Consider the following 26,150-nt stretch of genomic DNA (forward strand, 5'->3'; position numbering starts at 1 on the left):
TTTCAATAAAGGAGGAAGTTAACATGGTAAAAGGAAGAATTCATTCTGTAGAGTCTTGTGGTACTGTTGATGGCCCAGGAATTCGTTATGTCATATTTACACAAGGGTGTCTATTACGCTGCCAATATTGTCATAATGCTGATACGTGGGAAATCGGTAAAGGAAAAGAAATAACAGTTGAAGAAGTGATGCAGGATGTTACATGTTACCTTCCCTTTATTGAAGCTTCCGGTGGTGGCATTACTGTGAGCGGTGGGGAACCATTACTGCAGTTAGACTTTTTAATTGAGCTATTTAAGAAATGTAAAGAAATCGGAATTCATACGACAATTGATTCTTCAGGTGGTTGCTATTCTGAAGAGCCAGAGTTCCAAAGAAAATTAGATATCTTAATGGACTATACAGATTTAGTATTATTAGATTTAAAACATATCGATCCTAAAAAGCACCGTAAATTAACTGGTAAAACGAATGAACACATTCTACAATTTGCTCGTTATTTATCTGATAAACAAAAACCAATTTGGGTAAGACACGTATTAGTTCCCGGTGTTACAGATAGTGAAGAAGACTTGCAGAGATTATCTAGCTTCATTCAAAGTCTTTCTAATGTAAAGAAAGTTGAAGTCTTACCATATCACAAGCTTGGTGTATATAAATGGGAAGCACTTGGACATAAGTATCCTCTTGAAGGGGTAGAACCTCCAACAGAAACAAGTGTTCAAAAGGCAAAAAATATTTTACAAGCAGTCTAATCCAGATGGTGGGTTAGGCTTTTTGCTTTCTTTTAATAAAATCTAGAGTATATCTATAGAAAAGAGTATACTGAAAGTAGAATATCCATATTTTTGTAAAGAAATAAGAGGATAAATTTACATAATTGTAAAGGGAAAACCAAATAGTAACAAGAATTAAGAAGTAGCAGGGTGAGTATCATGAAATATGATCATTTGTAAGTTATTGCGAAAGCTCTGATAGGAAAGTATAATGTAAAGATATGAGCACAGATAGGATTAAGGGGTCAATCTTATATGCTTTGCATATCCACGACAGGTACATAGCTAACATGAAAGTGTTGGAATCCAAACATGTAATTTTTTTTAGGAAAATGTTTTTCCTATTGTCGTATATGCAATATGGAAAAGCGAAAAAGCTAGGAGTGGATTTGTTTGATAAAAAACCCCAAGGTTTTAATATTAACTGCACATTACGGTAACGGTCATGTGCAAGTAGCAAAAACATTAGCACAAACATTTCGTCAAAAAGGAATTGAGGATGTGATTGTGTGTGACCTATTTGGAGAGTCACATCCAGTCATAACGGATATTACAAAATATTTATACTTGAAAAGTTATACAATAGGTAAAGAGCTATATCGCTTATTTTATTATGGTGTAGAAAAGATTTACGATAAGAAAATTGCATCGTGGTATGCGAATTTTGGGAGAAAACGCTTAAAAGCATTATTACATGCAGAAAAACCAGACATTGTTATTAATACATTTCCAATTATTGCAGTACCGGAATTGAAAAAACAAACAGGTTTCTCAATTCCTGTTTATAATGTGTTAACAGATTTTTGTTTACACAAAATATGGATTCATCGTGAAGTAGATCGTTATTTTGTAGCGACAGATCATGTGAAAAAAGTAATGGTTGAAATTGGTGTACCTTCAGAGCAAATCGTAGAAACTGGGATTCCAATTCGTAAAAGCTTCGAGGGAGCTATTAATCCAGAAATTCTGTATAGTAAATATCACTTATCTCGTGAGAAAAAGATTTTACTTATTGTAGCAGGTGCCCATGGTGTATTAGGAAATGTAAAAGAATTATGTCAATCATTTATGACAGTTCCTAATCTTCAAATAGCTGTTGTCTGTGGGAAAAATGAAGCCTTAAAACAAGAGTTATTAGGGCTTAAGGAACAAAAGCCTGAGGCATTAACAGTATTTGGTTATGTAGAGAATATCGATGAGTTATTCCGTATTACCTCTTGTATGATTACAAAGCCAGGAGGCATTACATTAAGCGAAGCGGCAGCTTTACAAGTACCTGTCATTTTATATAAACCAGTACCGGGACAAGAAAATGAAAATGCAATGTATTTTGAAAAAAAAGGAGCTGCACTTGTAATTCGCGAAGATGAGGACATTTTTGCGAAAACAAAGGCACTATTAGAAGATGATATGAAGCTTTTACAGATGAAAGAAGCGATGAAAGGTATCTATCGTCCGGAGCCGGCTTGTCACATTGTTGATACAATCTTAGAAGAAAATCATGTGYAGCCTAATCATATGCCAATCAAGTCACCAGCCCTTGCTCAATCTTTTACGTAATATGAAACCCTCTTTTTATTTTGAAAGAGGGGTTTTTGTTGTTTTGTAGGAATTCAGTATAATGAATAGAGTTAGTAAGAAGGTATATATGCATCGGCAGTTAATAAAATCATAAGCTTTAATAGGATCCCTATCTCAAAGCGCAGCCAAAGCAAAGAAATTAGGTGTGAGATTAACTATCCATAAAAGCTCGATTGGTAAGGGCTAATAATCAGTGAGGGATTAAGTTTCACTTTATATTTTGGTTGTATGTTATCCACAAAAGAATGTGGTTTCAATAGACGGTAAAGTCGGAATATTAACAATGATATCCACATTGTCCACAATTTTCAGAAAAATTATCCACAAAATAAACATGATATTTGTGATTAAGTTTATAATAATCCAAAAGAATCGATAAATTTATACACAATTCTATTAATTCTGTGGATAAAGTTTTCCACAAAAAATACCCCTTATAATATAAGGGGTAAATCTTTACTTTGTCATCCAAAAAGTAAATGGTAGGAGAGGGTAAAAAAATCACCTCAAGTTTCACTTTATCCCACTATTTGTGGGCAGTAAAATTCCATCTCAAACTTTGACGAAAGCAAAGAAGTTAAGTGATCAACTGCCCGTAAAAGCCCGATTGGTGAGGGCTGATAATCAGTGAAGGATAAAGCACCCATTGATTAAAATTTCACTTTATAATTATACACCTTTAGGACGATATCCCGCTGCACGATCTGCTCTTCGAAACTCGCGCTGATAAAGAACCTCTTGTGTACTATTTAATGTATTTCTTGCTTTTTCACGTTTCTTTCTATCCATTACAAATCACCTCGTGTCATAAAGTTATTATCTATCATTTCCAATGACATAAAGAGGTATACACAATAAACAAGTATATTCATTTTATTCCGCTATTCGCGGGCAGTAAGGCCCCCACTGATTAAAATTTCACTTTATAATTAGTGACATACTACGCTTCTTTTAAATGATGAGTATCTTGGAATGTGGTATCACGCATTGTAGAAAGAGTATATTGATCTTTTGGAATTTCATATAAGCTATATACTTCTTCGATTGCGTTAATTTGATCATAAACAGCTTTTCTAGTTTCGTTTGCTAGGTTTACATATGGTAGTTTTTCAGCTGCTTTCATCGAACGAATATTTACTTTGCGAATACGCATAAAGATTGTTTCAATATCTAACTCATAGAAAAGCTCGCTGAAAAAAGCATCTTTTGCTAATTTATTATACCCCTGGCCATGATACGGTTTTCCAAGCCATGTACCAAGAAAACCAGCTTTTTCTTGCACATCAAATAAAGTAATCGTGCCGATAGGGTTTCCCCATTCATCTAAAATTGTGCGTGAAATTAATTCACCACGCTCTTCTGCTTCTATTGTTTGCTTTGTTAAAAATAAAAACTCTTCGTATGAATAAGCTTTTTGACGCACAAAAGGGAAGACAGCAGGATCCACCATTAAATCGTATAGAACGTGGCTGTCGTGTAAGTCGCGTTTTTTTAACATACTAACTCCTCCTCACATGAGGGTAGCATGACGAAAAAACACCCCACCCTCGAAATTTTTATATCAACCTTTAAAAAATTTCGGGGTGGGAATCGAACCCACTAGAACCAGTCTATAACGCTGGTGGCGCACCATTTGCCTTCCCCATTCATCAATTTGAAATGAAAAATCACGACACAAATTGATTATGGTTTCATTCAGTTTATAATCGTATAATACTTTATCTAGTCAAAAAAATAAACTAATTTTTTTTATTTTTTTTGTAAATTATTTTTCCGTCAATCATAGTTAGTACGGGCTTGGCTAAGTAATGAAATGGGTGATGTGTCCATAATACAAGATCGGCATCTTTTCCAACTTCAATACTTCCAATTCTTTTCTCTAAACGTAAGTTTCGAGCGGGAATGATTGTAACTCCTTCTAATGCAATTCTTTCATCTAATCCTTCCCTGACAGCGATGGCTGCACAAACATTTAAATATTGAATGGGAGTATAGGGATGATCTGTTGTAATCGAAACTTCTATCCCATGCTTTGATAAAGTATGGTAAGTATCCCATGATTTATTTTTGAGTTCAATTTTTGATCGGCGTGTTAATGTCGGACCAACAGATATTTTTAAATTTTGATTGGCAAGTTCTTTTACAATAAAATGTCCTTCTGTGCAGTGTTCAATACGTAAATCAAGATTGAATTCTTTTGCAAAGCGAAGAGAGGAAAGAATGTCATCTGCCCGATGAGCATGAATACGTACTGGAATTTCTCGGCGCAAAGCTTTTAGAATAGGGAGCATTCGAAAATCTGCTTCGTTTCCATAATGTTGTGCTTCGTAAAAAGATTCACGAAGCAATCCCATAATCCCCATACGAGTAATCGATTCTTTTGTGCCATTACTATGAACTCGTTTTGGATTTTCTCCAAATGCAATTTTTAATCCAGCAGGTTCTTGAATAATCATATGATCGATACAAGTTCCGGCAGTCTTAATCACACATGTTGTCCCGCCAATAATATTTTGACTTCCAGGCATAACGTGGGCAGTTGTAACCCCATTTTGAACCGCATCTTGAAAAGCAATATCAAAAGGATGGATACCATCTAAAGAACGAATATGTGGTGTTAATACTTCAGATGTTTCATTGGCATCATTTCCAGCCCATCCAGTCCCTTCATCGTATAGGCCAAGATGAGTATGCACATCGATAAATCCTGGTAAGAGGTGAAGGGCTCTTGCATCAATAACAGTCATATCTTGAGAGGGCTCAATATGTGGTTTTATCGCAGCGATTTGATTGTGTTTAACCAATACATCTCCTTGAAATTTGGAAGAAGTAATGGGATATACAATGGCCTGCTTAAATAGCGTTTTCATAGATACCTCATTTCCATTGGCTAATAACCTTTAAATTAGTAAATAGAACAATTTTAATGGGTTTATTTCAGAAGTACTACAGTGTATGCAATATAATATTTTGTAATGCATGGTTTAATGTAGGAAACGAATATTGGTATCCGTGCTGTATTGCTTTGTTAGGCAATACATGTTGTCCTTGTAGCACAAGCATACTCATTTCTCCAAGTAAAGCATGTAGTGCAAATGCTGGAACGGGAAGCCAATGTGGGCGATGCATGATAAATGAAAGTGTCTTTCCAAACTCTTTCATTGTTGTAGGATTTGGTGCTGTAATGTTAAGAGGGCCTTCTATTTCTTTTGTGTCTATTGCAAAATCAATCATGCGGATGACATCATCTAGATGAATCCAAGACAGCCACTGATTACCTGAACCGATTGTTCCACCAATAAATAATTTGTAGGGAAGCAACATTTTAGGAAGGGCACCACCCTCTTTTCCTAAAACAATTCCAAAGCGTGTATAGACGGTTCGAATTCCGAGAGAAGTTGCATGAGAGGCTGCTTCTTCCCATAGTTTTACTGTAGTTGCTAAAAAGTCACTGCCATGTTCTTTGTTCTGTTCTGTAAAAATTTTTGTTTCAGCTGTACCGTAATAGCCAATTGCGCTAGCGTTAATAAAAGTATGGGGCTTATTTGGTAATGTTTGTAATTGTTTGATGAGACTATTTGTTGTATGAAGACGACTCGTTATAATGTTTTCTTTCTGCTTCTTTGTCCATCGACCGTTATTAATAGATTCTCCAGCTAGATTAACAACAACATCGATAGAGGTGAGAGGGAATTTAGGTGAGCATTTATCCCATTGGACGTAGTGAATGTTAGAGTTGAAAGGGGTCTCTTTTTTTTCTCGGGTGAGAATGTAAATGGTGTACCCTTTTAGGTCTAAAAAAGTAGCTAATGCTTTACCGATAAAACCAGTTCCCCCAGAAATTGCAATTTTCAACTGAACTTCCTCCTCATTATATATATTCATGAAAAGCAAAATTGTTCCGCAACTATGTTAAAATAGTAGCGAGGTGAAGAATATGGCTGTCATTACAAAAATAGAAGTACAAAAACGAACGAAAGAACGATTTAATATTTATATTGATAAAGGACAAGGTGAAGAATACGGATTTAGTGTGAATCAAGTAACCTTAATCAAGCACGGTTTGCAAAAGGGTTTAGAAATCGATGAAGTAGAGTTAGCAAATATTTTATACAATGAAGAAGYACAAAAAGCATATTTGCAAGCAATTTCTTATTTATCCTATCAAATGCGGACGAAACAGGAAGTAGAAGAATACTTACGAAAAAAAGAAATTGGACAAGCCGTCATCTCTGAAGTTATTTCGAAATTATTACATGATCACTATATTAATGATAAAGAGTATGCCATTTCGTATGTGCGAACTCATAGTAACGTGAATCAAAAAGGACCGACAATTATTAGACGGGAACTTTTTAGTAAAGGTGTCCAAGATATAATTATTACTCATAGTTTACAAGAATATCCGAAAGAGAAACAAATTGAAAATGCCTTTGAGCTTGTAGAAAAAAAGAAAAAGTCCTATCAAAAGCATTCTTTTTTACAAATGAAACAAAAGCTAGAAGAAATGTTAGTCCGTAAAGGATATAATCGTGATGTAATTCAAATTTGTCTAGAAGAATTAAAAGAGGAAAAGGATGATACGCAGCAACAAGCTGCATTGTTATATCATGGAAATAAGTATCATGAGAAGCATAAAAAGCATGATGGATGGACATATGAAAACAAGATGAAACAAGCATTATATCGAAAAGGATTTTCTATTGATGAGATAGAGACATTTTTACAAATGAAACGTGAAGAGGGATGAGAGAATATGCTGAATATGCCAAAACGTTATAGTGATATGACACCACATGAGTTAAGAGAGGAAATTGGCATTTTAAAAGAACAGGCTGTGAAAGCAGAGCAGCTTGGTATAGTAAATGAGTTTGACGTATTAATGAGAAAAATGGCAATGGCTCGTGCTTATATGACAGATGTAAACGCATTTCAGATTGGTGAAACGTATGAACTTATAGAAGAACCGGGTGTCTTCTTTACGATTACGTATTTCAATGGGGTATTTGCTTGGGGACATAAACAAAATGAGACAGAGGAAATTGGTATTCCTATTTCGCTATTACAAGAGAAATAAAAAACCAGAGAGCCTTGGCTGCTCTGGTTTTCATTTTTCGTAGTTGTTAAAGGAGATAGGCAATTAAATTTGGCGTTTTCTCATCTCATTCGCCAAAATAATGAGAGACTGGGTTTGTTGCGTCTGTCCATTTACTTGCGCTTTTGCATGTTTCGGACGTGCCCAGGTAGGGTTGAATAATTCAGAACGACGATCTAAATGATTACGGTAGCTCATCTTTATCACCTCATGTAGGAAGTTAATTGCAATAACTCTTTAGAACGGACTATTGTTTTTACTCTTCCTGATGATTTGCGGCACGCATACGTTCCTGTGGGTGCGTGTTAATTGTGCCGTTAGGTCTTTTCGAAGCAAAACGAGCTTTTGCTTTCGTTGGACCCTCGATTTTGCTGTTGTTTTTTGATTCAGACCAAAATTCGGCTTGTCTACCCAAGAAGAACGCCCCCTCATTATTAAATGATACTTACTAAGAAGTATCATTAATAGAATGTGCAAAATAGAGAAAATTATGCTTGAACATAAAATGAAACTTCTGTTGGCGATGGAAGAAGTTCATGAATGCGTGTATCCTTTTGTTCATTTATAATTTTGATGTGGTAATGAGGTTTGGAAATAAAGTACGAAATTAATAAAAGGAGAAATAAATAATGAATGATAAGTATGAAGTATTAACAAAAGAATTACTTGAAAAAAATAGCTTTCTGTCTTATTCTCAGGCTCGTGCATGGATTGAGTTATTATGGGAGGACTTCCAAGTAACGTATGCAAAGTCTGGTCGTTATCAAGGTGAAGAAATGACGGAACAAATTGTAAGAACATGGATTAATAACCATGGTGAGCGTCTTCATGAAATCCGCACGAATAATCCGAAATATAGTCATTTAATTAATCAAGATGATCATTTAAAGCATTAAGAAAAGCGACCGAAGTTGGTCGCTTTTTTTAATGCGGAATCAATTCCAATTTTTTACGAAGCTTTTCTTCACTAAAAATCCATCCAGTATAGGAACTAATAATATTTAAATTTTGATCCAGTTGGACAATTGCAACGAATGGGTAATAGTCTTTACTACGGTACCGTAAATCGATAAAACGCACTTCATAATAGTTGTCGTAATCAAAAATATCCCAGCGGTATACGGGTGAAAAAGATAAAAAAGCAGAAATGTTTTCATCTCTTTGTGCAGCTCGCATAATTTTATTATCCGGAAGTGGAATACGATCAAATTTATCATGCACCATAATATGGCCGCGGTGCCAACGCGCAACATAATAGTGTTTTTTTGTTACAATAGCCAAATGATAGTGATAAAAGCGATAAGAAGGAGAAATAATGACTTCCTCTACATCTTCAAATCGTTTGTAAACTACACTTTTTACATTTTGTCTCATTATAATTCGACCGACATAGTAGACAAACATTAATATATATGCAGCTAAAGCAGTATATCCTTTATGGGAGCCAACAACCATACAAGCGATAGCGAGTATATGGATAAAGAAAATAACAGCATCAAATGTATTAATTACACCTAATGCAACCCACCTTTTTGTAAAAGGCCTCAACGCTTGTGTACCATAGGCGTTAAAAATATCAACAAACACGTGAAGAAAGACGGCGATAAATGACCAAAGTAGTAGATGAAAATAGGGAGCTTCTGTAAAGAAGGCAAAGGAAATTCCGCTTATAAGGAAAGACCAGAGAATAACAGCAGGAATGGAATGAGTAACCCCGCGATGGTTTCGTATATATTTTGCATTATTACGTAATTTTAAGACGGTATCAATATCAGGAATATTGGAGCCAGCGATCGTTGCAAGCATAACAGCTTGTGGTCCGAAATCACTCTGGCTAATGGCTGGATCTAACGTTGCTAAACCACCTAATGTGACGCCCATAACAAGGTGAGTGGCCGTGTCCATGGAAATACACCTCCGTTTTTTATTAATGTAACTCTTTTTATTCGATATCTCAAGGCATTTGCCTTCTATTTCCTATATCATCTTACTTAAATTTTTTCCTAAAATCTTTATAATAGTACGTATATGCAAAAAATGAGGGGGATCAAGCTTGGCACTTGAAATATTAGATGATTTTAACATAGAGAAGTTTCAACATGATTTAATTAGTTGGTTTGAAAAAGAACAGCGTGATTTACCGTGGCGTAAAAATAAAGATCCGTATCGCGTTTGGGTTTCTGAAATTATGTTGCAGCAAACAAGAGTGGAAGCTGTAAAACCATATTACGCAAATTTTATGGGAAAGTTCCCAACATTAGAAGCGTTGGCATCGGCAGATGATGAAGAGGTATTAAAAGCATGGGAAGGCCTCGGTTATTATTCTAGAGCGCGGAATTTACATGCAGCGGTGAAGGAAGTAAAAGAAGTATATGGTGGAAAAGTACCAAGTGATGTGAAAAAAATTGAAAAATTAAAAGGTGTTGGTCCATACACAAAAGGTGCAATTTTAAGTATTGCATACGGTATACCAGAGCCAGCTGTAGATGGAAATGTAATGCGTGTTTTATCCCGTATATTATCGGTTTGGGATGATATTGCGAAACCTAAGACGCGAAAAGTATTTGAAGAGATTGTACGTGAAATCATTTCAAAGGAAAATCCGTCTTATTTTAATCAAGGATTAATGGAGCTAGGTGCGCTCATTTGTATTCCGAAAAATCCAGCTTGTTTACTTTGTCCAGTTCGGGAACACTGTCGTGGTTATGCAGAAGGTGTACAGAAAGAGTTGCCGGTCAAAAGTAAGGCGAAAGCTCCTAAAATGGTGCCGCTTGTTGCGGGTGTGCTGCAAACAGAAGATGGAAATTATGTAATTAACAAAAGGCCGAGTACAGGATTACTTGCGAATATGTGGGAATTCCCAAATGTTGAAATTAGCGAAGGGATTCGAAATCAGAAACAACAGCTTACTGATTATATGAAAGAGAACTTTTCCATTTCTATTTCCATCGATGAGTATGCAATGAATGTGCAACATACTTTTACTCATCGGACATGGGATGTATTTGTATTTTATGGGAAGGTAACAAGTGCTATTAAAGAAACAGATACATTAAAAGTTGTATCTAAAGAAGAATTTGAAAAATTACCTTTTTCTAAATCGCATCGTATGATTTATGAAGAATGTGTTAAAAAACTTCAGCCTTAATGGTTGAAGTTTTTTCGACATAAACATAATAATTACTTACAAATATTTCATATTCCCTTAACAAATGACAAATACAATGAAAGTTGTAATGAAAAATTTAAAGGGGGATAGGAAATGCTTAAAAAAGTAATCCGTTCAGCAGTTGTAGCGACTTTCTTACTTCAAACGTTGACTGGGCCAGGCCATGTCACTTTTGCTGAGGAGAAGGAACAAAATCAGCAAGCTCTCATTTCAGAAGTTCATTATACGGACGATCTACGCTATATCGAATTGTATAACCCATCAGCGAAAGTTATGGATATGAAGAATGTTCAACTGAAGGTCAATGGAAAAGTGCTAAAACTTAAAGATGAAAATGAAAAGCAATCTGTACAACCAAAAGAAACGAAGTTAATCGTATTTGGAAATAAAACAGTTAATGAGATTAATGAGCGCTATAAGACGGAAATAAAAGAAGAACAAGTTTTATTTGCTACTGAGGATTTAAGTGATAAACAAATTAGGATTGAAGTAACGACTGAAAAAAATGAAACGGTAGATGTCATTGAAACAAGAAAAGAGAATAAAGATGTATCAATTCATTCTTTTTGGAATGAAACAAAGAAAGAAATAAAAAATGAAATACCATCACCTGGGACTTACACTGTATTCCAATCGCATAAAAAAGAAAAACCACCTACAGAACCCACACAAAAAGAGGCAGTCCAGCCAGACTCCAAACAACTAGAGCCCACACAACCAAACTCCAAAGAAACGATAGAAAAGCAGCCTGCACAAAAAGATAATAATCAAAAAGAAAAGTCATTACAAGAAACAGCGCATGTACCTAAAATGAAAATTAATGCACATGAAGATTTACCGATTGAACTTCAGTTAGCGAGTGTATACGATAAGGCAAAAGTAAACCTTGTATATCGTAGTGCGTCCGGTTTGTTAGTGAAAAAACTGGAAATGAACAAAGGTGAGAATAATTTGTATTCTACTGTTGTTCCAAAGCTAGATGTTTGGTCTGATACGTTTACATATTGGTTTGAAATTGAACAGGATGGAAAGGTTGTTACCTTTCCAGAAAAAGAACAATATGTAAGTGCTGTTGAGCGTCATGTAGAGGATTATACAAAGAATAGGGCAGTTATGATTACTGAACTAATGCCAGATACGATAAATGTGAACGGGAAAGATGGATATGAGTTTATAGAAATATACAATAATTCTAGTGAAGCAATACAGTTGAAAGATTATAAACTTATTTATAAGTATTCAGAAACTGGAAGTGAAGATTGGAATTTCACAGAAAATGCAACAATTCCATCAAAAGGAACGAAAGTGTTTTGGATTAAAAATGAAGGAAACGCAGCATTATCAAAACAAGACTTTATTCAAGCATACGGTGGGAATATAACCGAGGAACAAGTTCTTCCACTTAAAGTGGATGGAATGTCTAATAGCGCTGGGAGAACCATTCAATTTGCTGATCAGTACGGAACAGTTTTATCATCTGCAACATATGGGAAAGAGGATGTAAAGGTTGATCAGAGTATGGCGTATGCATACAAAACCGAAAGTACTGAAATGCAAAAAGTAGGTTGGTTTGAAAAAGGAACACCTGGTGTGCAAATACCATTTCAAGTACCGCTAGAGCCAGTAAAACAATCAGATCAAGTAGGCGTTTCGATTGAGCATACGGCATTACCTGCTCATATAGTAACAGAAGATTTAACTATCACTGCAACGATTAAGGGCGGAGAGAATGTAGCAGTTTTGTATACCCAAGATGGCAAGTTAGCACACAAAAAATTGCAGATGAATAAAGAAGGAAATAGCAATGTTTATAAGGTGACAATTCCTCAAAAAGAGCTATGGAGAAATTCATTATTCTATAAAATTGTCGTGCAAGGGAATCAAGAAACAATTGAAAAATCTTATGAAACAAAAATAGAGCATAAAAAAATAGATCCACAAAGCGTACCGCCATTTTTGATTACCGAAGTGACGCCGGACACGACGAATGTTGGAAAAGCAGATGGATATGAATTTATTGAAGTGTATAACAATAGCACACAAGATCTTAATTTTAAGGATTATACAATTCGATATCGTTATCCATCTGAAGGACCAGAAGGTGATCTCATTTGGGGATCTACTCCCGATGATGTTGTAATTCCATCAGGGCAGTCTCTCGTATTTTGGATTATAAATGGTGAAAACAATGAGAAAAACGTTGCTGACTTTAATAAACAATTTGGTGTGAACTTAGTAGAAAATAAAAATATTGTTAGAATATATTCAAATGGAATGGCGAATGGAAGTGCACGTGGCATTGTCGTTGCAACAAAGACGGGGACAGAAATTGCATCTGCTTACTATAATGATCAAGCAAATCAAGCAGATGTGAAAGCTAATAAGGGAATTTTATATCGCTATCCTCRAGATGGCTCGCAAACTATGCAAAAGGTCAGTGGTGCAGAACATAATGCATCGCCTGGAACTATATTCGAAGGACAAGTACCAGCTGAACGAGTTGCCTTGAAAGAAGATACGATTGCACCGACGATTTCACATAAAGTGGCAGAAGGGCTAATTTCTGAATTTCAAGATCATAAATTGGGTTTTTCTGTTCTTGATAACGAACGTGTTAAGAGTGTGAAATTATATTACAAAACGAATCCGAATGCAGAATATAAGGCTGAAAATTTAGTAGAGAATCGTGTAGATAAAAAATATCATTATACCATTTATTCACCTGAATTAATTGGAAAAGAGAAAGTGACATATTACTTGGAAGCTTCTGATGGCTTCAATGTAGTAAAAAGTGATATGTATTCAGTGCAAATAGCTGGGGAGAAAGATAAAGGACCTCTTCGTCTTAATGTAAAAGATGATGAAGTGGTTGCAAATCAAGTTTTATTAAAAGGAACCTCTTCGTCGGTTGGGGCTGAACGACTTGCTCTTTTAGTGGATGGAAAGAAAGTTGAGACGAACACATATCGTTCGTTAGAGAAGCCTGCTTATTTTGCTTTCGATGTGAAGCAAACTGACTTGTATTTTAAAAACGCAGTCACAATTGGGAATGAAGTATTACGTATATTTGATGATACGTATAGTGATTATGTCACATTAACTGTAAAAATTGATCAATCAAAAATTAAATATAATGAGCCGTTCAAAATTGATATTCGATCTGGCACAAAGACGTCACCATTTGACAATCGAGTTGAAGAGAATAAAGATGATTTTTATTTGAAAAATGTTCGCCTTGTATTAGCGGATGGAACGACTTTATATGATCCGAATTTTGCAAATCCAAATCAGGAGTTATCAATTGGTGATGGAGATACATCAACACCAGTATTTACGTTCGGATTCCAAGTTCCAGAGGATAAGTTTATTTCGAATGCATATTTATGGGATACAAAACAAGTGAAGGATGGAAAGCATCGAATTGCAGTGCAAGATGGTGTGAATAAAGAAGTCGTTGCAGATGTAAAAGTTGATAATACACCACCAAAGATTTCAACTACGGTACAGAACGAGAAAAAATATAAAGGGAAAATTCCAATTGATGTAACGGTTACAGATGATGTAGCAGGAGTGAAAAGTAAAAAAGTTATATTGGATGGTAAGGAAATTGTAACTCCTTATGAAACATCATCTGCACAATTAGCAGCAGGAAAGCATGAGTTACATGTAGAGGCTGAGGATCAGGTAGGAAATCGTGAAGAAAAGACAATTATGTTTGAAACTTGGGCAGAAAATCCAACAGATCCTACTCCAATTGCACCTAAAGATGGAGAAAAAAATGTGAGCACGAATCCGACACTTGAAGCAAAAGTAACTGATCCAACAAATGACGCAATGAAGGCAACATTTTATAAAGGATATACGTATAAGCCGAATGAAACGGATCGTATGAAAATTACCGAAAATTCGATAGAACAAGAACCACCACAAGCTTTTTCTGTGAATGGTGAGAAAAGTTTTGACCAAGATCAGCTAAGTAAAGTTAGTAAAAAAGATGGGAAATATTATACAACGGAATCAACAGAGAAATTTCCATATCATCGTTTTGATGTAGCGGTTGCTGATGATGTGAAAAACGATGATACGGTAGAAGTAAAATGGTATGGACATTCTCTAGAAGGAAGAAAAGTTACGATGTATGCTTGGAACTACATGACAAATAAGTGGACAGAACTTACATCGAAAATTGCTGGGGATAAGGACTTTGAATTAAAAGGTGCTGTATTAGCGAAAGAATATGTAAAAGATCAAAAAGTAAGTGTAATTGTGCAAGACCAAATTCCAAGTTCACCAAATAAGTTTGATTACACATTTGTATGGATGTCGGATACACAGTATTACTCTGAAAGTTATCCCTATATTTACAAAAGTCAGGTTGACTGGATTGCTGCACAAAAGGATCCATTAAATATTAAATATGTATTCCATACAGGGGATCTTGTTGATAAGTCATATCAAGAATTTCAATGGCAGCGCGCAGATGAATACATGAAAGTACTTGAGAATGCGAAAGTACCGTATGGTGTGTTGGCCGGGAATCATGATGTAAATCATAAAGATGAAGACTATACAGCATACTCGAAATATTTTGGGGATTGGCGTTTTAAAGATAAGCCATTTTATGGCGAAAGTTATAAGGATAACCGCGGACATTATGATTTGATTTCAGTAAAAGGTAACGATTTTATTATGCTGTATATGGGATGGGGCGTTACAGATGAAGATATTCAATGGATGAAGGAAGTATTGCAGAAATATCCGAATCGAAAAGCGATTTTATCATTCCATGAATATTTACTTGTATCAGGCAATCGTAGTCCGATTGGTGACAAAATTTTTAATGAAGTAGTTAAACCGAATAAGAATGTGTTAGCTGTGTTGAGTGGACATTATCACGATAGTGAGACATTAGTTGATGAAATTGATGAGAATGGGGACGGCATCGTAGATCGTAAAGTATATCAAATGCTGGCGGATTATCAAGGTGGCCCAGAAGGGGGACAAGGCTATATGCGACTTTTACAATTTGATACAACTGCGAACAAAATGTATGTCAAAACGTACTCTCCATATTTAAATGAGTATAATTTTTATAAACCAGAAGAGTATCCAGGAAAAGATGAATTTGAATTAGACGTTGATTTACAACCTGCGATAAAACAAGTCGCAACAGACTATGTAGAAGTAAACGTGTACACGAATGAAGTAATCGGTAAAGATAATTTTGTGGCGAATTGGCGCAACGCAAAAGTAAAATTGGAGAATTTAAAGGAAAATACGACGTATCAATGGTATATAAAAGTCGAAGACCGATATGGTGGTCAAGTGACTTCACCAGTTTGGTCCTTTACAACAGGTAAAAAAGGTTGGAGATGGAACGTGTTCCCAAATTAGGGAACACGTTTTTTAGTCATAAGAAACTTTTGTACCGTGCGTCCAATCCGCGTCGCTTCTTTGAAGACCACCTCGAGATTCGATCTCTTTTATAATTTCTTTGTAAATCGTTTGGCCTTCTACGTTTAAATAAGGCATGATTTGTTGCAAGGAATGGTGAAAATAAGCTAATTCATCTTGTTTCCATTCTTCTTTCGAAATCATAGATAGTTCTGTCATATCGCGTCCAACATACATGTGTACACCTCCATCATATGTAGTTTGAATGAGCCTAGGGAGATGTATGCGTAAATTAAAAAATAAAATTGCGGATATCTTTTGAAAGGGTTGGTTACATTATTGATTGTGGAGGTGAGAAAGATGAGTAAAAAACAACAAGGTTATAACAAAGCAACTTCTGGTGCTAGCATTCAAAGTACAAATGCTAGCTACGGCACAGAGTTTGCGACTGAGACAAACGTACAAGCAGTAAAACAACAAAATGCACAATCAGAAGCGAAAAAATCACAGGCTTCTAGCGCTGGTGTTCAAAGTGCAAATGCTAGCTATGGTACAGAGTTTGCAACTGACACAGATGTACAAGCAGTGAAACAACAAAATGCACAATCAGCAGCAAAAAAATCACAGGCTTCTAGCGCTGGTGTTCAAAGTGCAAATGCTAGCTATGGTACAGAGTTTGCAACTGACACAGATGTACAAGCAGTGAAACAACAAAATGCACAATCAGCAGCAAAAAAATCACAATCTTCTAGCACGAATCAATAACAAAGAAAAACACTTCTCGATTCAAGAGAAGTGTTTTCTTTGTTTGGTAATGGATTACGAAACAAAGAATTTTACTAGTAAAGGTCTAATGTTATTCAATTCGATTGCTTTAAAAATTTTATTGAGAGAGCCGACATAACTTCTAATAAGTCAACAAATGTAGTCAAAGGAGAAGGGGATAGGACATTAGAAAATATTTAGTAGCGATGTAACCTGTATGAATAGGTGATGGGAATTTATTGAAAACAGGGGGTAAATGATGAATTCATTTGATAAGTTGGTAGGAGAGCAATTGCAAACAATGGATGAGTTGTTGAAATTACAAGCACATTTAGAGAAGTACCAACAGATCGAAACAAGTGAACAAAAAAAAGACGATAAAAAAGAGTTGCATTTTATTCGTCAAGAAATACACAAAACGGAACAAGCATTGAAGCTTTTGCATGAAAAATTTGAGCAACAAACAAATGAAGTGATTCACTCTTTTGAAACTGAAAAAATAATTTCTAACTAAAGAAGTGATGTATCCGGATGCTTTAGTTGGAAAAGCCCTTTTTAAATTTATGAAGAAGGGCTTTTTGTCGCAACATGATTTGTCAAGGAAGAGTAATTCGTTAGTGTTTACGAAAGTTGGATTGTGTCGGTTTAGTTTTAAAATTTTGACAAAAAAGTTATAATAGAAAAAAAGTGAATTCGGCTCAATACGTTTTTAAAAGAAACGATACTAGTTGGGACAACTTTAGAAGAGCATTCACAGTGAAAGAAGGGAGAACGTATGGGATTTCCCAAAGAAGGAGAAAAAGTACAAATACATAGTTATAAACATAATGGCTCCATTCATAGAATGTGGGAAGARACWACAATTTTAAAAGGAACACAAAGTCTTGTAATTGGTGCAAATGACCGGACTGTAGTAACCGAATCAGATGGCCGGACATGGATTACGCGTGAGCCTGCAATTTGTTATTTTCATTCAAATTATTGGTTTAATGTAATYGGWATGTTAAGAGAAGARGGAGTATACTACTATTGTAATTTAAGTTCTCCATTTGCATATGATTCTGAAGCATTAAAGTATATTGATTATGATTTGGATATTAAGGTATATCCAGATATGACATATACGCTTTTAGATGAAGATGAGTACGAAAAGCATAGTCAGATGATGAATTATCCACCAGTAATTGATACGATTCTAAAGCGGAATGTGGAGTATTTAACACAGTGGATTCATCAAAGAAAAGGACCTTTTGCGCCAGATTTTGTTGATATGTGGTATGAACGGTATTTAATGTATAGGGACTAGAACAAACCTGCAGGGGAATTCCCAGCAGGTTTGTTCTAGTAAAGGGGGAAGTATATGCAGGGAATAAAAAGATATTTACAATTTGTAAAACCGTACCGGTGGCTTATTACAATTACAATTATTATCGGACTTATTAAGTTTGGTATTCCGCTTATTATGCCGTGGCTATTAAAGTATATTATTGATGATGTTATTCAAGGCAGTGGATCACTTCAGGAAAAAACATCACAATTGATAACAGCAATCGGGATTGCCTTTTTTATTTTTGGTGTACTGAGACCACCTGTTGAATATTATCGTCAATATTTTGCACAGCGTATTGGTAATACAGTACTTTACGACTTACGAAAACATATTTTTGGGCATCTGCAAAAGTTAAGTTTACGCTACTATTCAAATACAAAAACAGGTGAAATTATTTCGCGTGTGATTCATGATGTAGAGCAGACGAAGGATTTTGTTATTACAGGACTTATGAATGTCTGGCTTGATACAGCTACAATTTTTATTGCAATTGTAGTTATGTTTTCTATGAATATAAAATTAACGCTTGTTGCATTGTTAATTTTGCCGATTTATGCAGTTGCAGTGAAATATTTTTTCGGGCGTCTTCGTAAATTAACGAGAGAGCGTTCACAAGCATTGGCAACGATGCAAGGTTATTTACATGAGCGTATCCAAGGGATGCAAGTGACGCGTAGTTTTGCATTAGAAGAGTATGAAAAAGGGCAGTTTGAAAAGAAAAATAATGATTTTTTAACAAAAGCATTAACACATACAAGCTGGACAGCACGGACATTTTCTACAGTGAATACGTTAACGGATTTAGGACCGTTACTTGTTATTGCGTTTGCGGCATATGAAGTGATTCAAGGCTCTTTAACACTTGGAACGATGGTTGCTTTTGTTGGCTATATGGATAGTTTATATAGTCCATTGCGCCGCCTTGTTAACTCTTCTACAACACTCACGCAATCATTTGCATCAATGGATCGAGTGTTTGAGTTGTTAGATGAAAAGTATGATATTGTAAATACTCCAAACGCAATTTTACCAAAAAGGCTTTCGGGTGAAATTGTATTTGATCAAGTTTCTTTTCGGTATAATACTGATGAAAAAGATGTACTACATGACCTTTCTTTCTCAATTCGTTCTGGAGAAAAGATTGCCCTCGTTGGAGCGAGTGGAGGTGGAAAGTCATCCTTAGCTAGTTTAATTCCAAGATTTTATGATGTTTCTAGCGGTGCGATTTATGTAGATGGTGTGAATGTGAGAGATTATAATGTAAGAAATTTACGTAGTCATATCGGTATTGTCTTGCAAGATAATCTGTTATTTAGTGATACAATTCAATCTAATATTTTATATGGAAATCCGAAAGCACCGAAAGAGGAAGTTATTGCGGCTGCAAAAGCAGCGCAGATTCATAATTTTATTATGAATCTACCAGATGGATACGATACAGTTGTGGGAGAAAGAGGCGTAAAGCTGTCTGGTGGACAAAGACAGCGTGTAGCGATTGCACGTGTCTTCTTGAAAAATCCTTCTTTACTTATATTAGACGAAGCAACATCGGCTTTAGACTTAGAGAACGAAAGACATATTCAAGAGGCTCTTCAAACATTAGCTGCGGATCGTACAACAATAATCATTGCTCATAGATTGGCAACTATTACACATGTGGATACGATCATATATATCGAAGATGGTGAAATAAAAGAAAAGGGTTCTCATGAACAATTAATGCAAAAACGAGGATTTTATTATAATTTATATCAAATTCAACATATAGAAGAAACAGCCCCTTTGGCGTAAAGGGGCTGTTTTTTCATTCATCTTCTTTTTTTTCATCAATTTGTAGTTCGTCTTCTGGTTTGTGATACGTATAAAAACTATCTACAAGTAAATCTAAATGTTCAACTTCTTCACTGTAATTAATAATTGAAGAAATAAGAGGGAAGAGATGTAACCATATTTTATAGGATTCTTCATCATCTTTATTTTGATAGTCCATAAATATATCGATTAATTCCTGCTTACCAGTTTCTACCTCATCAAGCATCTCAACAGACTGTTGTTTTTTCGCTTTGCCAATAAATTTTAACAAAACTTGTTCATGATAGTGTGTTAATGAATCTAATTCATTTTGAATGGATTCTTGAAATGGTTCAGGCATATATCGTAATTCGTTTTCAGTGCGATGTAATGCTTTTAATGTACTTAATGCACGACTCGTTGTTGCTAACATTTGTCTAAATAAGACGAGCTTACGAATTTTTGCAAATTGTACTTTTTTCGTATAGATTCTTTCTTCTTTGTAAAGTAAGTAGTAATGATTTAATTTAATCATTTTTTCTTTCATACGATCAATATCTGTTTTTAGTGTTGTAAAATCAGAAGCTTGCCTGCTGTTCATACGAATCCATTTCACAATTTCTTCGGTGTTATCAACGATACGATGATATAGTTTTGTTTCGTATTTTGGCGGCATAAACATTAAATTTACAAGTGAAGCCGCGACAATACCGACCATAATGGTTGCAAAGCGAAGCAGAGCGAAGTCAAAGAAGTTTGCACCTTGATATTCCATAATCGCAATAACCGTCACTAAAGCAATTGATATTGTATTTTCTAAACGTAATTGTAGTGCAAGAGCAATAACTAATATACAAGTTAATCCAATAATAAAAGGATTGTGTCCAAAAGCAAATGCAAATCCGATAGCGAATACTGCACCAATTACGTTTGCTTGTATTTGTTCGAGTGCTGTCAAATACGAGCGGTATACAGATGGCTGTACAGCAAAAATTGCTGAAATCCCCGCAAATACTGGACTCGGTAAGTGGAACAGAGTACAAGCAAATAAAGCTAATGTAATGGCAATACCCGTTTTTAAAATGCGAGCACCAAGTTTCATACCCTTTTTAATATCCTTTCTCTCTTGTCATAATGAATGTACAACATGATACTATACATTCATTACAATATGTTAGCAAGTGATATTTTAGTGATGTTCAAAAAGTCCGGTAAAGATAGCTGTCGCATTTCTTCGTTACGTCGCCAGTCCGGTACTCATGTAGTATAAGCTACACTCCGTATCCTCCTGGCTTTCGTGCCTCGAACTGCTCGGCTCTCTTTATCCTCCTTTTTGAACCCATATTTTAGTGATGTTCAAAAAGTCCGGTAAAGATAGCTGTCGCATTTCTTCGTTACGTCGCCAGTCCGGTACTCATGTAGTATAAGCTACACTCCGTATCCTCCTGGCTACCGTGCCTCGAACTGCTCGGCTCTCTTTATCCTCCTTTTTGAACCCATATTTTAGTGATGTCCAAAAAGTCCGGTAAAGATAGCTGTCGCATTTCTTCGTTACGTCGCCGGTCCGGTACTCATGTAGTATAAGCTACACTCCGTATCCTCCTGGCTTCCGCGCCTCGAACTGCTCGGCTCTCTTTATCCTCCTTTTTTAGTGAAAAAACCTGCTGAATTTCAGCAGGTTTTCAAATTGTTATTATAGATTACTATGTGATGCTCACTTAGTCAATTTTAAGCAAATGGAAATTATTCAGTCGAAATAGATGGATCTGCTTGCTCTTTTTTCGGAATGACTTCATAAAAGTGAGACTGAATGTCCTCTAATAATGGTGTTAAGAGAGCAGCTTCTTCATATTGTTTATGCTCATTTAATACACGAACGTAGTCTAATAATAATTCTGTGATGTCTGATTCCCCGTTTTTGCTAAGTTCACGTAATGTTACATTCGCTCCTTTTGCAATTCTTCTTCGCAAAGCAGCTTCTGTTAAACCAAGTTTAGGTTGATGGCGTAAATAAACGACACCACCAGTCATACCTGCACAAATCCATGGGCCAGGATCACCAAGAACGAGTGCGCGACCGTTTGTCATATATTCAAAAGCAAAGCCTTTAATATTTGCATGAACACCGAGATTCCCGTGTTCTTTTTCTCGAAGTGGTTTTGTGATTCTTCCCCCGATGATCATATCTGCTCCAGATAAGCGGATGCCAGCACGTGCATCAGCGTTACCTTGCACATATAAAGTTCCTTTTTGTGCACCATACCCGAATCCTTTTCCGACAGAACCGTTATAGTATGTTCCATTTTTTCCTCTTGCTTTTGTGATATAAATGCCACCGCCAAATGAGGTTTTTCCGATGCCATCTTGTGCACCACCATTGACGTGAATAAATAAGTTTTCGCTATTGTAGGCACCTAATCCGTTTCCAGGAACGGAACCATTTGTGTATTTTAGTGTAATTGGTTCCAGAGTATTGTTGTCATATAATTTACTGCGGACTCGGTAGCATGATTCAAGACCACCCATTACGCGTTGCTCCACACCAACACCAACTAGCTCTTTTGATTGGAAAGAATCAGTTGTTGCATAATGTTGTTGCTGGGCTGCTCCTGTTATCATGTAGGATGTACTGTCTAATGTTTGTAATAAATTTTGTAAATCTAATAGTTCTGTGCCTCGCGTTTGTTCTAGCAAATCAGAGCGACCAACAATTTCTTGTAAGTTCGTATAACCGAGTCCACCTGTTAAACGTTTAAGTTCTGTTCCGAAAGTAGTAAATAGGTGCAATAAACCTTCTACAGCATTTTCAAATTGCCGCGGAACGAAGCGACGTAGTCCATGTTCTTTTGCCTGCGCTTCGGATTCGATTTGTGTTGCAATACCAACATGGCATGTATCTAAGTGACAGCCCCGGCACGTTGTACAACCGATTGCAATCATGGATAAAGTACCGAATCCAATACGGTTTGCACCAAGAAGCATAATTTTAAGTGCATCATTTACACTGCGGATACCACCATCTGCCCAAATCTCTACGTTGTGTCTCATATTTGCTTCTAATAGAGCGTTATGTGCAGCTTTTACTCCGATTTCAACTGGAAGGCCTACATGTTGCAGTGCATGAATACGAGCGGCACCTGTTCCACCATCAAAGCCGCTAATATTAATAAAATCAGCACCAGCTTTTGCGATTCCTACAGCGATCGTTCCGATATTAGGGACAACTGGAACTTTGACCGCGACTCTTGCAAGTTGATTGGCTGTTTTAATTTCAGTAATCATTTGTGCTAAGTCTTCAATCGAGTAAATATCATGGTTATTGGAAGGAGAAATCAAATCCGAACCAATTGTTGCATTACGAGCTTCTGCAATTTTAGAAGTTACCTTTGATCCAGGCAAATGTCCCCCTTCACCAGGTTTTGCTCCTTGACCAATTTTGATTTCAATTAAATTTGATGAATTTAACAGTTCAGCATTCACCCCAAAACGTCCTGATGCAATTTGTTGGCCGCGTGTATGTGGGTATTTACCAATCATATCTTTAATTTCTCCGCCTTCACCGTTTAAACTAATCATATTGAGACGGTCTGCTGCCTCTGCATAAGCACGGAATGCAATTTCATTTTGAGATCCAAATGACATCGAACTAATAATAAACGGCAAGTCATGATTTTTTACACCAATTGAAACATGCTCAGTCGGCACTGGTTGCTCGGCTTCTTTCATTTGGACAAGGTGACGAATTGCAATCGGATTCTTATCTTCTACCTCAGCTAATTTCTCCCGATAATTATCGTAAGCATTCCCTTTTGCCACATCACCAATTGCTTTCCAAATGCGAGGGAATATATGAAACGTTTTTCGCATTCTAACTTTTGGGTTGTTATAATCAAGTGCCCGGATTTTAGCGTCTTCTGCTAAAGATTCAAGTGAAAATGCTACAGTACGTGATCCTAAAAAGTTTGTAATTTGTAGTATGTTTGCAATTTCTTCGTGTAAACCAATTGAAGAGAAGAGACGGCCGTAACCACGCAGTTCATGGATACCGATAGTTGAAATGACTTTTTCAAGACCTTTGTTTAGCGCCTTATATAAATTAGAAATTGGTATCGTTGTCCCATCATTTACGGTTGCGAACATTAAATATGGATTAATAACATCTGCACCTAGTCCGTACAGTGTAACAATATCGTGTAAAGAACGGAGAGCGCCGGATCTTATAACAATGGAGCATTTTCGGCGTAATTTGTGCTCAGTTAGTTCTTGATGTACTTTAGCTGTAATCAAATGTGGATCGATCCACAAGTGTTCATTTTGATGAGCTTTTGCATCATCAAGTAATAAGAGAGAAGCACCTTTTTTAATAGCTGCTGTAGCTTCGGCACTAATTCGATTTAATGCATCTTGTAAAGTTTCTGATGCTGGAAAGGTAACAGATAACTTGTAAACTGTGCTATGAATTGCAAATAGATTTACAAGTTGTTCATATGAAATGGTTTCTAAATCTTCTGAAATTGATTGTGCTAAATTACCTTCTAGTATAATCGGTGACAAAAGTTCGGTAACAAAAGTTTGCTGCTCACCACTAAACAAGCTAGGACGTTCTCCTAGTACTGTGCGTGTAGAGAAGTGTTCAATTTCTCGGTCGCGATCGATTGCTGGGTTTGTAACAACAGCAACACTTTCTTTTATAAAATCGGCAATGTTTCGTCTGTCTGTATCAAGTGCAGCGAGAGGGGCGTCATGGCCGAGTGAACGAATTGGTTCAACACCTTTTGTTGCCATTTGTTCAAGAAGTTGGATATGCTCGCGATCCCAGCCGAAAGCTACATATTGTTCTGTTTCAACTTGAGAGAGGTTAGATAGCCCTTCGACCTTTTCCATAGCTGGAATAGATAAGTTGAAATGATAATCTGAAAAATTAATACGTTGTTTCATGCGTTTATATACTTCTTCTTGGTATGTTTCATATTCGTAGAGAACGAGGGCACCTTGTTTATTCCACTTCAAACCTACTTTTTCTCCGGGAGCAAGTGACTTTGGTTCTGCTACATATTCAGATGGTGATACGACACCTGGTTCAGAAGAAAAGATATAGGAACTTTCTGTTTCTACTTTCCAAACTGGTCGCAAACCAAGTGAATCTACACTAAAAACAGCTTCATCTTTATAACGTGAAATAATGCCGGCCGGCCCTTGGGCGAAATGTCCCCATGCTTCACGAATATACGTATATAAATCTTGCATATGTGGCTCGTATAATTTAATCTCATTAATAATTGGTGGAAATAATATATCCATTGCTTCAAATAGACTGTAGTTGTAGTGAACGAGAAGTGTTTCTAAGGTGCGGTTTAAATCTTGAGAATCACTGCCTCCAGCAGTAAGTGGTACATCAATCATTTCGGCTTGATCACGTAACTTGGAAATTGTATTAATTTCACCATTATGTCCAAGGATGCTAAATGGTTGCACGCGAAAAAAATTAGATAATGTATTTGTAGAATAGCGATTATGTCCAAGTGTCATTGTTGATGCAATAAGTGAATGCCGTAAATCATCATAGTAGGCAACAAGTGTATCGCCAGCGCCAAGAACTTTGTATACAACATGGTCGTGGCTTAATGAAGCAACATGAATTGCTGTATTTTCTTCAATTTCAATTGTTAAAGAGAATAGTACTTGATCGATGGCTTCATTTTTTGTTTCTGAAAGAATGGCAATTTGCCAAAATAAAGGTTCTTCTTGTTTGCCAAGAGGACCAAGTGCATCAGAATTTATAACATCATCACTTTCGAAGAGAACGGTGAAATTTTTATTGTTTAATTTATTACGAATACTGTTCTTTAAAAGAGTAGGATTTTCTTTTTTGTTTAGAAAAAAATGTCCAACGATAAAGTGGGGATGGTCCACAATCGCTGGATTATATCCACTATTTTTAAATTTTTCTTTCCAAAGGGCTTTCGGTAAGTCGATATGAACACCAATACCATCGCCTTCTCCATTAATAAAGCCAGCACGGTGATTCATTTTTACCAGTGATTGTATACAAAGATCGATGTTTTCTTTTGTTGGAACATTTTGTTTTTCCATAACGGAAACGATTCCACACGCATCGTGTTCTGCATTTGCGTAATTTCGAAATAAAGACGGTGTCCATTTATTTGTATTGTTAGGCATCCGTCAATCCCCCCTCTATTATAAAGTTAAGAATAATCTAATTATTCGAGGCGTATATTGCCTTATAAA

21 protein-coding genes are annotated in these 26,150 nt (G+C 36.0%); 11 read left to right on the forward strand and 10 right to left on the reverse strand.

Going from position 1 to position 26,150, the window contains the following annotated elements; translation table 11 throughout:
• Nucleotides 1-23: 23 nt before the first annotated feature.
• Both pflA and AC1DIT_RS08985 read left to right on the forward strand, forming a co-directional pair.
• Nucleotides 24-755: a pyruvate formate-lyase-activating protein gene (gene pflA / locus AC1DIT_RS08980; protein WP_016112977.1), complete on the forward strand. Its 732-nt coding sequence runs from the start codon at nucleotides 24-26 to the stop codon at nucleotides 753-755.
• Between the two features lie 414 nt (nucleotides 756-1,169).
• Nucleotides 1,170-2,336: a diglucosyl diacylglycerol synthase gene (locus AC1DIT_RS08985; protein ID WP_476998147.1), complete on the forward strand. Its 1,167-nt coding sequence runs from the start codon at nucleotides 1,170-1,172 to the stop codon at nucleotides 2,334-2,336.
• A gap of 690 nt (nucleotides 2,337-3,026) precedes the next feature.
• Here AC1DIT_RS08985 and AC1DIT_RS08990 read toward each other — a convergent pair.
• From AC1DIT_RS08990 to AC1DIT_RS09005, 4 genes are all read right to left on the reverse strand, one after another.
• Nucleotides 3,027-3,146 carry a YfhE family protein gene (locus AC1DIT_RS08990; RefSeq protein WP_003194890.1) on the reverse strand — a complete coding sequence of 40 codons (120 nt, stop codon included), beginning with the start codon at nucleotides 3,144-3,146 and terminating at the stop codon, nucleotides 3,027-3,029.
• A gap of 151 nt (nucleotides 3,147-3,297) precedes the next feature.
• Nucleotides 3,298-3,855 carry a GNAT family N-acetyltransferase gene (locus AC1DIT_RS08995; RefSeq protein WP_016112979.1) on the reverse strand — a complete coding sequence of 186 codons (558 nt, stop codon included), beginning with the start codon at nucleotides 3,853-3,855 and terminating at the stop codon, nucleotides 3,298-3,300.
• Between the two features lie 241 nt (nucleotides 3,856-4,096).
• Complete coding sequence (locus AC1DIT_RS09000; protein ID WP_016112980.1) at nucleotides 4,097-5,227, reverse strand: amidohydrolase; 1,131 nt, start codon at nucleotides 5,225-5,227, stop codon at nucleotides 4,097-4,099.
• A 76-nt stretch (nucleotides 5,228-5,303) separates the two neighbouring features.
• Entirely contained in the window at nucleotides 5,304-6,242 is a 939-nt protein-coding gene (locus tag AC1DIT_RS09005) for a TIGR01777 family oxidoreductase (RefSeq protein ID WP_170927935.1), read from the reverse strand.
• Between the two features lie 52 nt (nucleotides 6,243-6,294).
• On the opposite strand from AC1DIT_RS09005, the gene recX reads away from it, so the two are divergent.
• Nucleotides 6,295-7,107 (forward strand): recombination regulator RecX, encoded by an 813-nt coding sequence (gene recX / locus AC1DIT_RS09010; protein ID WP_476998148.1) that lies wholly within the window; start codon nucleotides 6,295-6,297, stop codon nucleotides 7,105-7,107.
• Nucleotides 7,108-7,116: 9 nt separating this feature from the next.
• Nucleotides 7,117-7,434, forward strand: coding sequence for a YfhH family protein (locus AC1DIT_RS09015; protein WP_077295057.1), 318 nt, complete (start codon nucleotides 7,117-7,119; stop codon nucleotides 7,432-7,434).
• Nucleotides 7,435-7,497: 63 nt separating this feature from the next.
• Here the strand turns inward: AC1DIT_RS09015 and AC1DIT_RS09020 are convergent, their stop codons facing one another.
• Together AC1DIT_RS09020 and AC1DIT_RS09025 are read right to left on the reverse strand one after the other, a co-directional pair.
• Entirely contained in the window at nucleotides 7,498-7,650 is a 153-nt protein-coding gene (locus AC1DIT_RS09020) for a YpzG family protein (RefSeq protein WP_000122139.1), read from the reverse strand.
• A gap of 58 nt (nucleotides 7,651-7,708) precedes the next feature.
• A complete protein-coding gene (locus AC1DIT_RS09025; RefSeq protein WP_016112983.1) occupies nucleotides 7,709-7,867 on the reverse strand; it encodes a small, acid-soluble spore protein K in 159 nt (52 codons plus the stop codon).
• 214 nt (nucleotides 7,868-8,081) lie between these two features.
• On the opposite strand from AC1DIT_RS09025, the gene AC1DIT_RS09030 reads away from it, so the two are divergent.
• Entirely contained in the window at nucleotides 8,082-8,348 is a 267-nt protein-coding gene (locus AC1DIT_RS09030) for a YfhJ family protein (RefSeq protein ID WP_003194903.1), read from the forward strand.
• Between the two features lie 28 nt (nucleotides 8,349-8,376).
• Here AC1DIT_RS09030 and AC1DIT_RS09035 read toward each other — a convergent pair whose 3' ends face one another.
• Entirely contained in the window at nucleotides 8,377-9,357 is a 981-nt protein-coding gene (locus tag AC1DIT_RS09035; RefSeq protein ID WP_016132529.1) for a metal-dependent hydrolase, read from the reverse strand.
• Nucleotides 9,358-9,505: 148 nt separating this feature from the next.
• Here AC1DIT_RS09035 and mutY point away from each other — a divergent pair, with 148 nt between their 5' ends.
• Together mutY and AC1DIT_RS09045 are read left to right on the forward strand one after the other, a co-directional pair.
• A complete protein-coding gene (mutY, locus tag AC1DIT_RS09040; protein ID WP_006093315.1) occupies nucleotides 9,506-10,600 on the forward strand; it encodes an A/G-specific adenine glycosylase in 1,095 nt (364 codons plus the stop codon).
• 114 nt (nucleotides 10,601-10,714) lie between these two features.
• On the forward strand, nucleotides 10,715-16,015 hold the full coding sequence (locus tag AC1DIT_RS09045) for a lamin tail domain-containing metallophosphoesterase family protein (protein WP_476998149.1): 5,301 nt from the start codon (nucleotides 10,715-10,717) through the stop codon (nucleotides 16,013-16,015).
• 12 nt (nucleotides 16,016-16,027) lie between these two features.
• Here AC1DIT_RS09045 and AC1DIT_RS09050 read toward each other — a convergent pair whose 3' ends face one another.
• Complete coding sequence (locus tag AC1DIT_RS09050) at nucleotides 16,028-16,252, reverse strand: hypothetical protein (protein ID WP_016112987.1); 225 nt, start codon at nucleotides 16,250-16,252, stop codon at nucleotides 16,028-16,030.
• Between the two features lie 123 nt (nucleotides 16,253-16,375).
• Here AC1DIT_RS09050 and AC1DIT_RS09055 point away from each other — a divergent pair, with 123 nt between their 5' ends.
• The 4 genes from AC1DIT_RS09055 to AC1DIT_RS09070 all read left to right on the forward strand — a co-directional run bounded on the left by AC1DIT_RS09055 (nucleotide 16,376) and on the right by AC1DIT_RS09070 (nucleotide 19,901).
• Complete coding sequence (locus AC1DIT_RS09055; RefSeq protein ID WP_255851469.1) at nucleotides 16,376-16,780, forward strand: gamma-type small acid-soluble spore protein; 405 nt, start codon at nucleotides 16,376-16,378, stop codon at nucleotides 16,778-16,780.
• A gap of 259 nt (nucleotides 16,781-17,039) precedes the next feature.
• Complete coding sequence (locus AC1DIT_RS09060) at nucleotides 17,040-17,294, forward strand: YgaB family protein (protein ID WP_016112989.1); 255 nt, start codon at nucleotides 17,040-17,042, stop codon at nucleotides 17,292-17,294.
• 261 nt (nucleotides 17,295-17,555) lie between these two features.
• Nucleotides 17,556-18,086 (forward strand): nucleoside tri-diphosphate phosphatase, encoded by a 531-nt coding sequence (gene ntdP / locus AC1DIT_RS09065; protein WP_016112990.1) that lies wholly within the window; start codon nucleotides 17,556-17,558, stop codon nucleotides 18,084-18,086.
• Between the two features lie 54 nt (nucleotides 18,087-18,140).
• On the forward strand, nucleotides 18,141-19,901 hold the full coding sequence (locus tag AC1DIT_RS09070) for an ABC transporter ATP-binding protein (protein WP_016132532.1): 1,761 nt from the start codon (nucleotides 18,141-18,143) through the stop codon (nucleotides 19,899-19,901).
• A 13-nt stretch (nucleotides 19,902-19,914) separates the two neighbouring features.
• On the opposite strand, the gene AC1DIT_RS09075 is transcribed toward AC1DIT_RS09070, so the two are convergent.
• Together AC1DIT_RS09075 and AC1DIT_RS09080 are read right to left on the reverse strand one after the other, a co-directional pair.
• Nucleotides 19,915-21,003: an aromatic acid exporter family protein gene (locus AC1DIT_RS09075; RefSeq protein WP_016132533.1), complete on the reverse strand. Its 1,089-nt coding sequence runs from the start codon at nucleotides 21,001-21,003 to the stop codon at nucleotides 19,915-19,917.
• Between the two features lie 641 nt (nucleotides 21,004-21,644).
• Nucleotides 21,645-26,081: a glutamate synthase-related protein gene (locus AC1DIT_RS09080; protein WP_016132534.1), complete on the reverse strand. Its 4,437-nt coding sequence runs from the start codon at nucleotides 26,079-26,081 to the stop codon at nucleotides 21,645-21,647.
• Between the last annotated feature and the right edge of the window lie 69 nt (nucleotides 26,082-26,150).

The organism is Bacillus sp. 05T22, assembly GCF_056396765.1.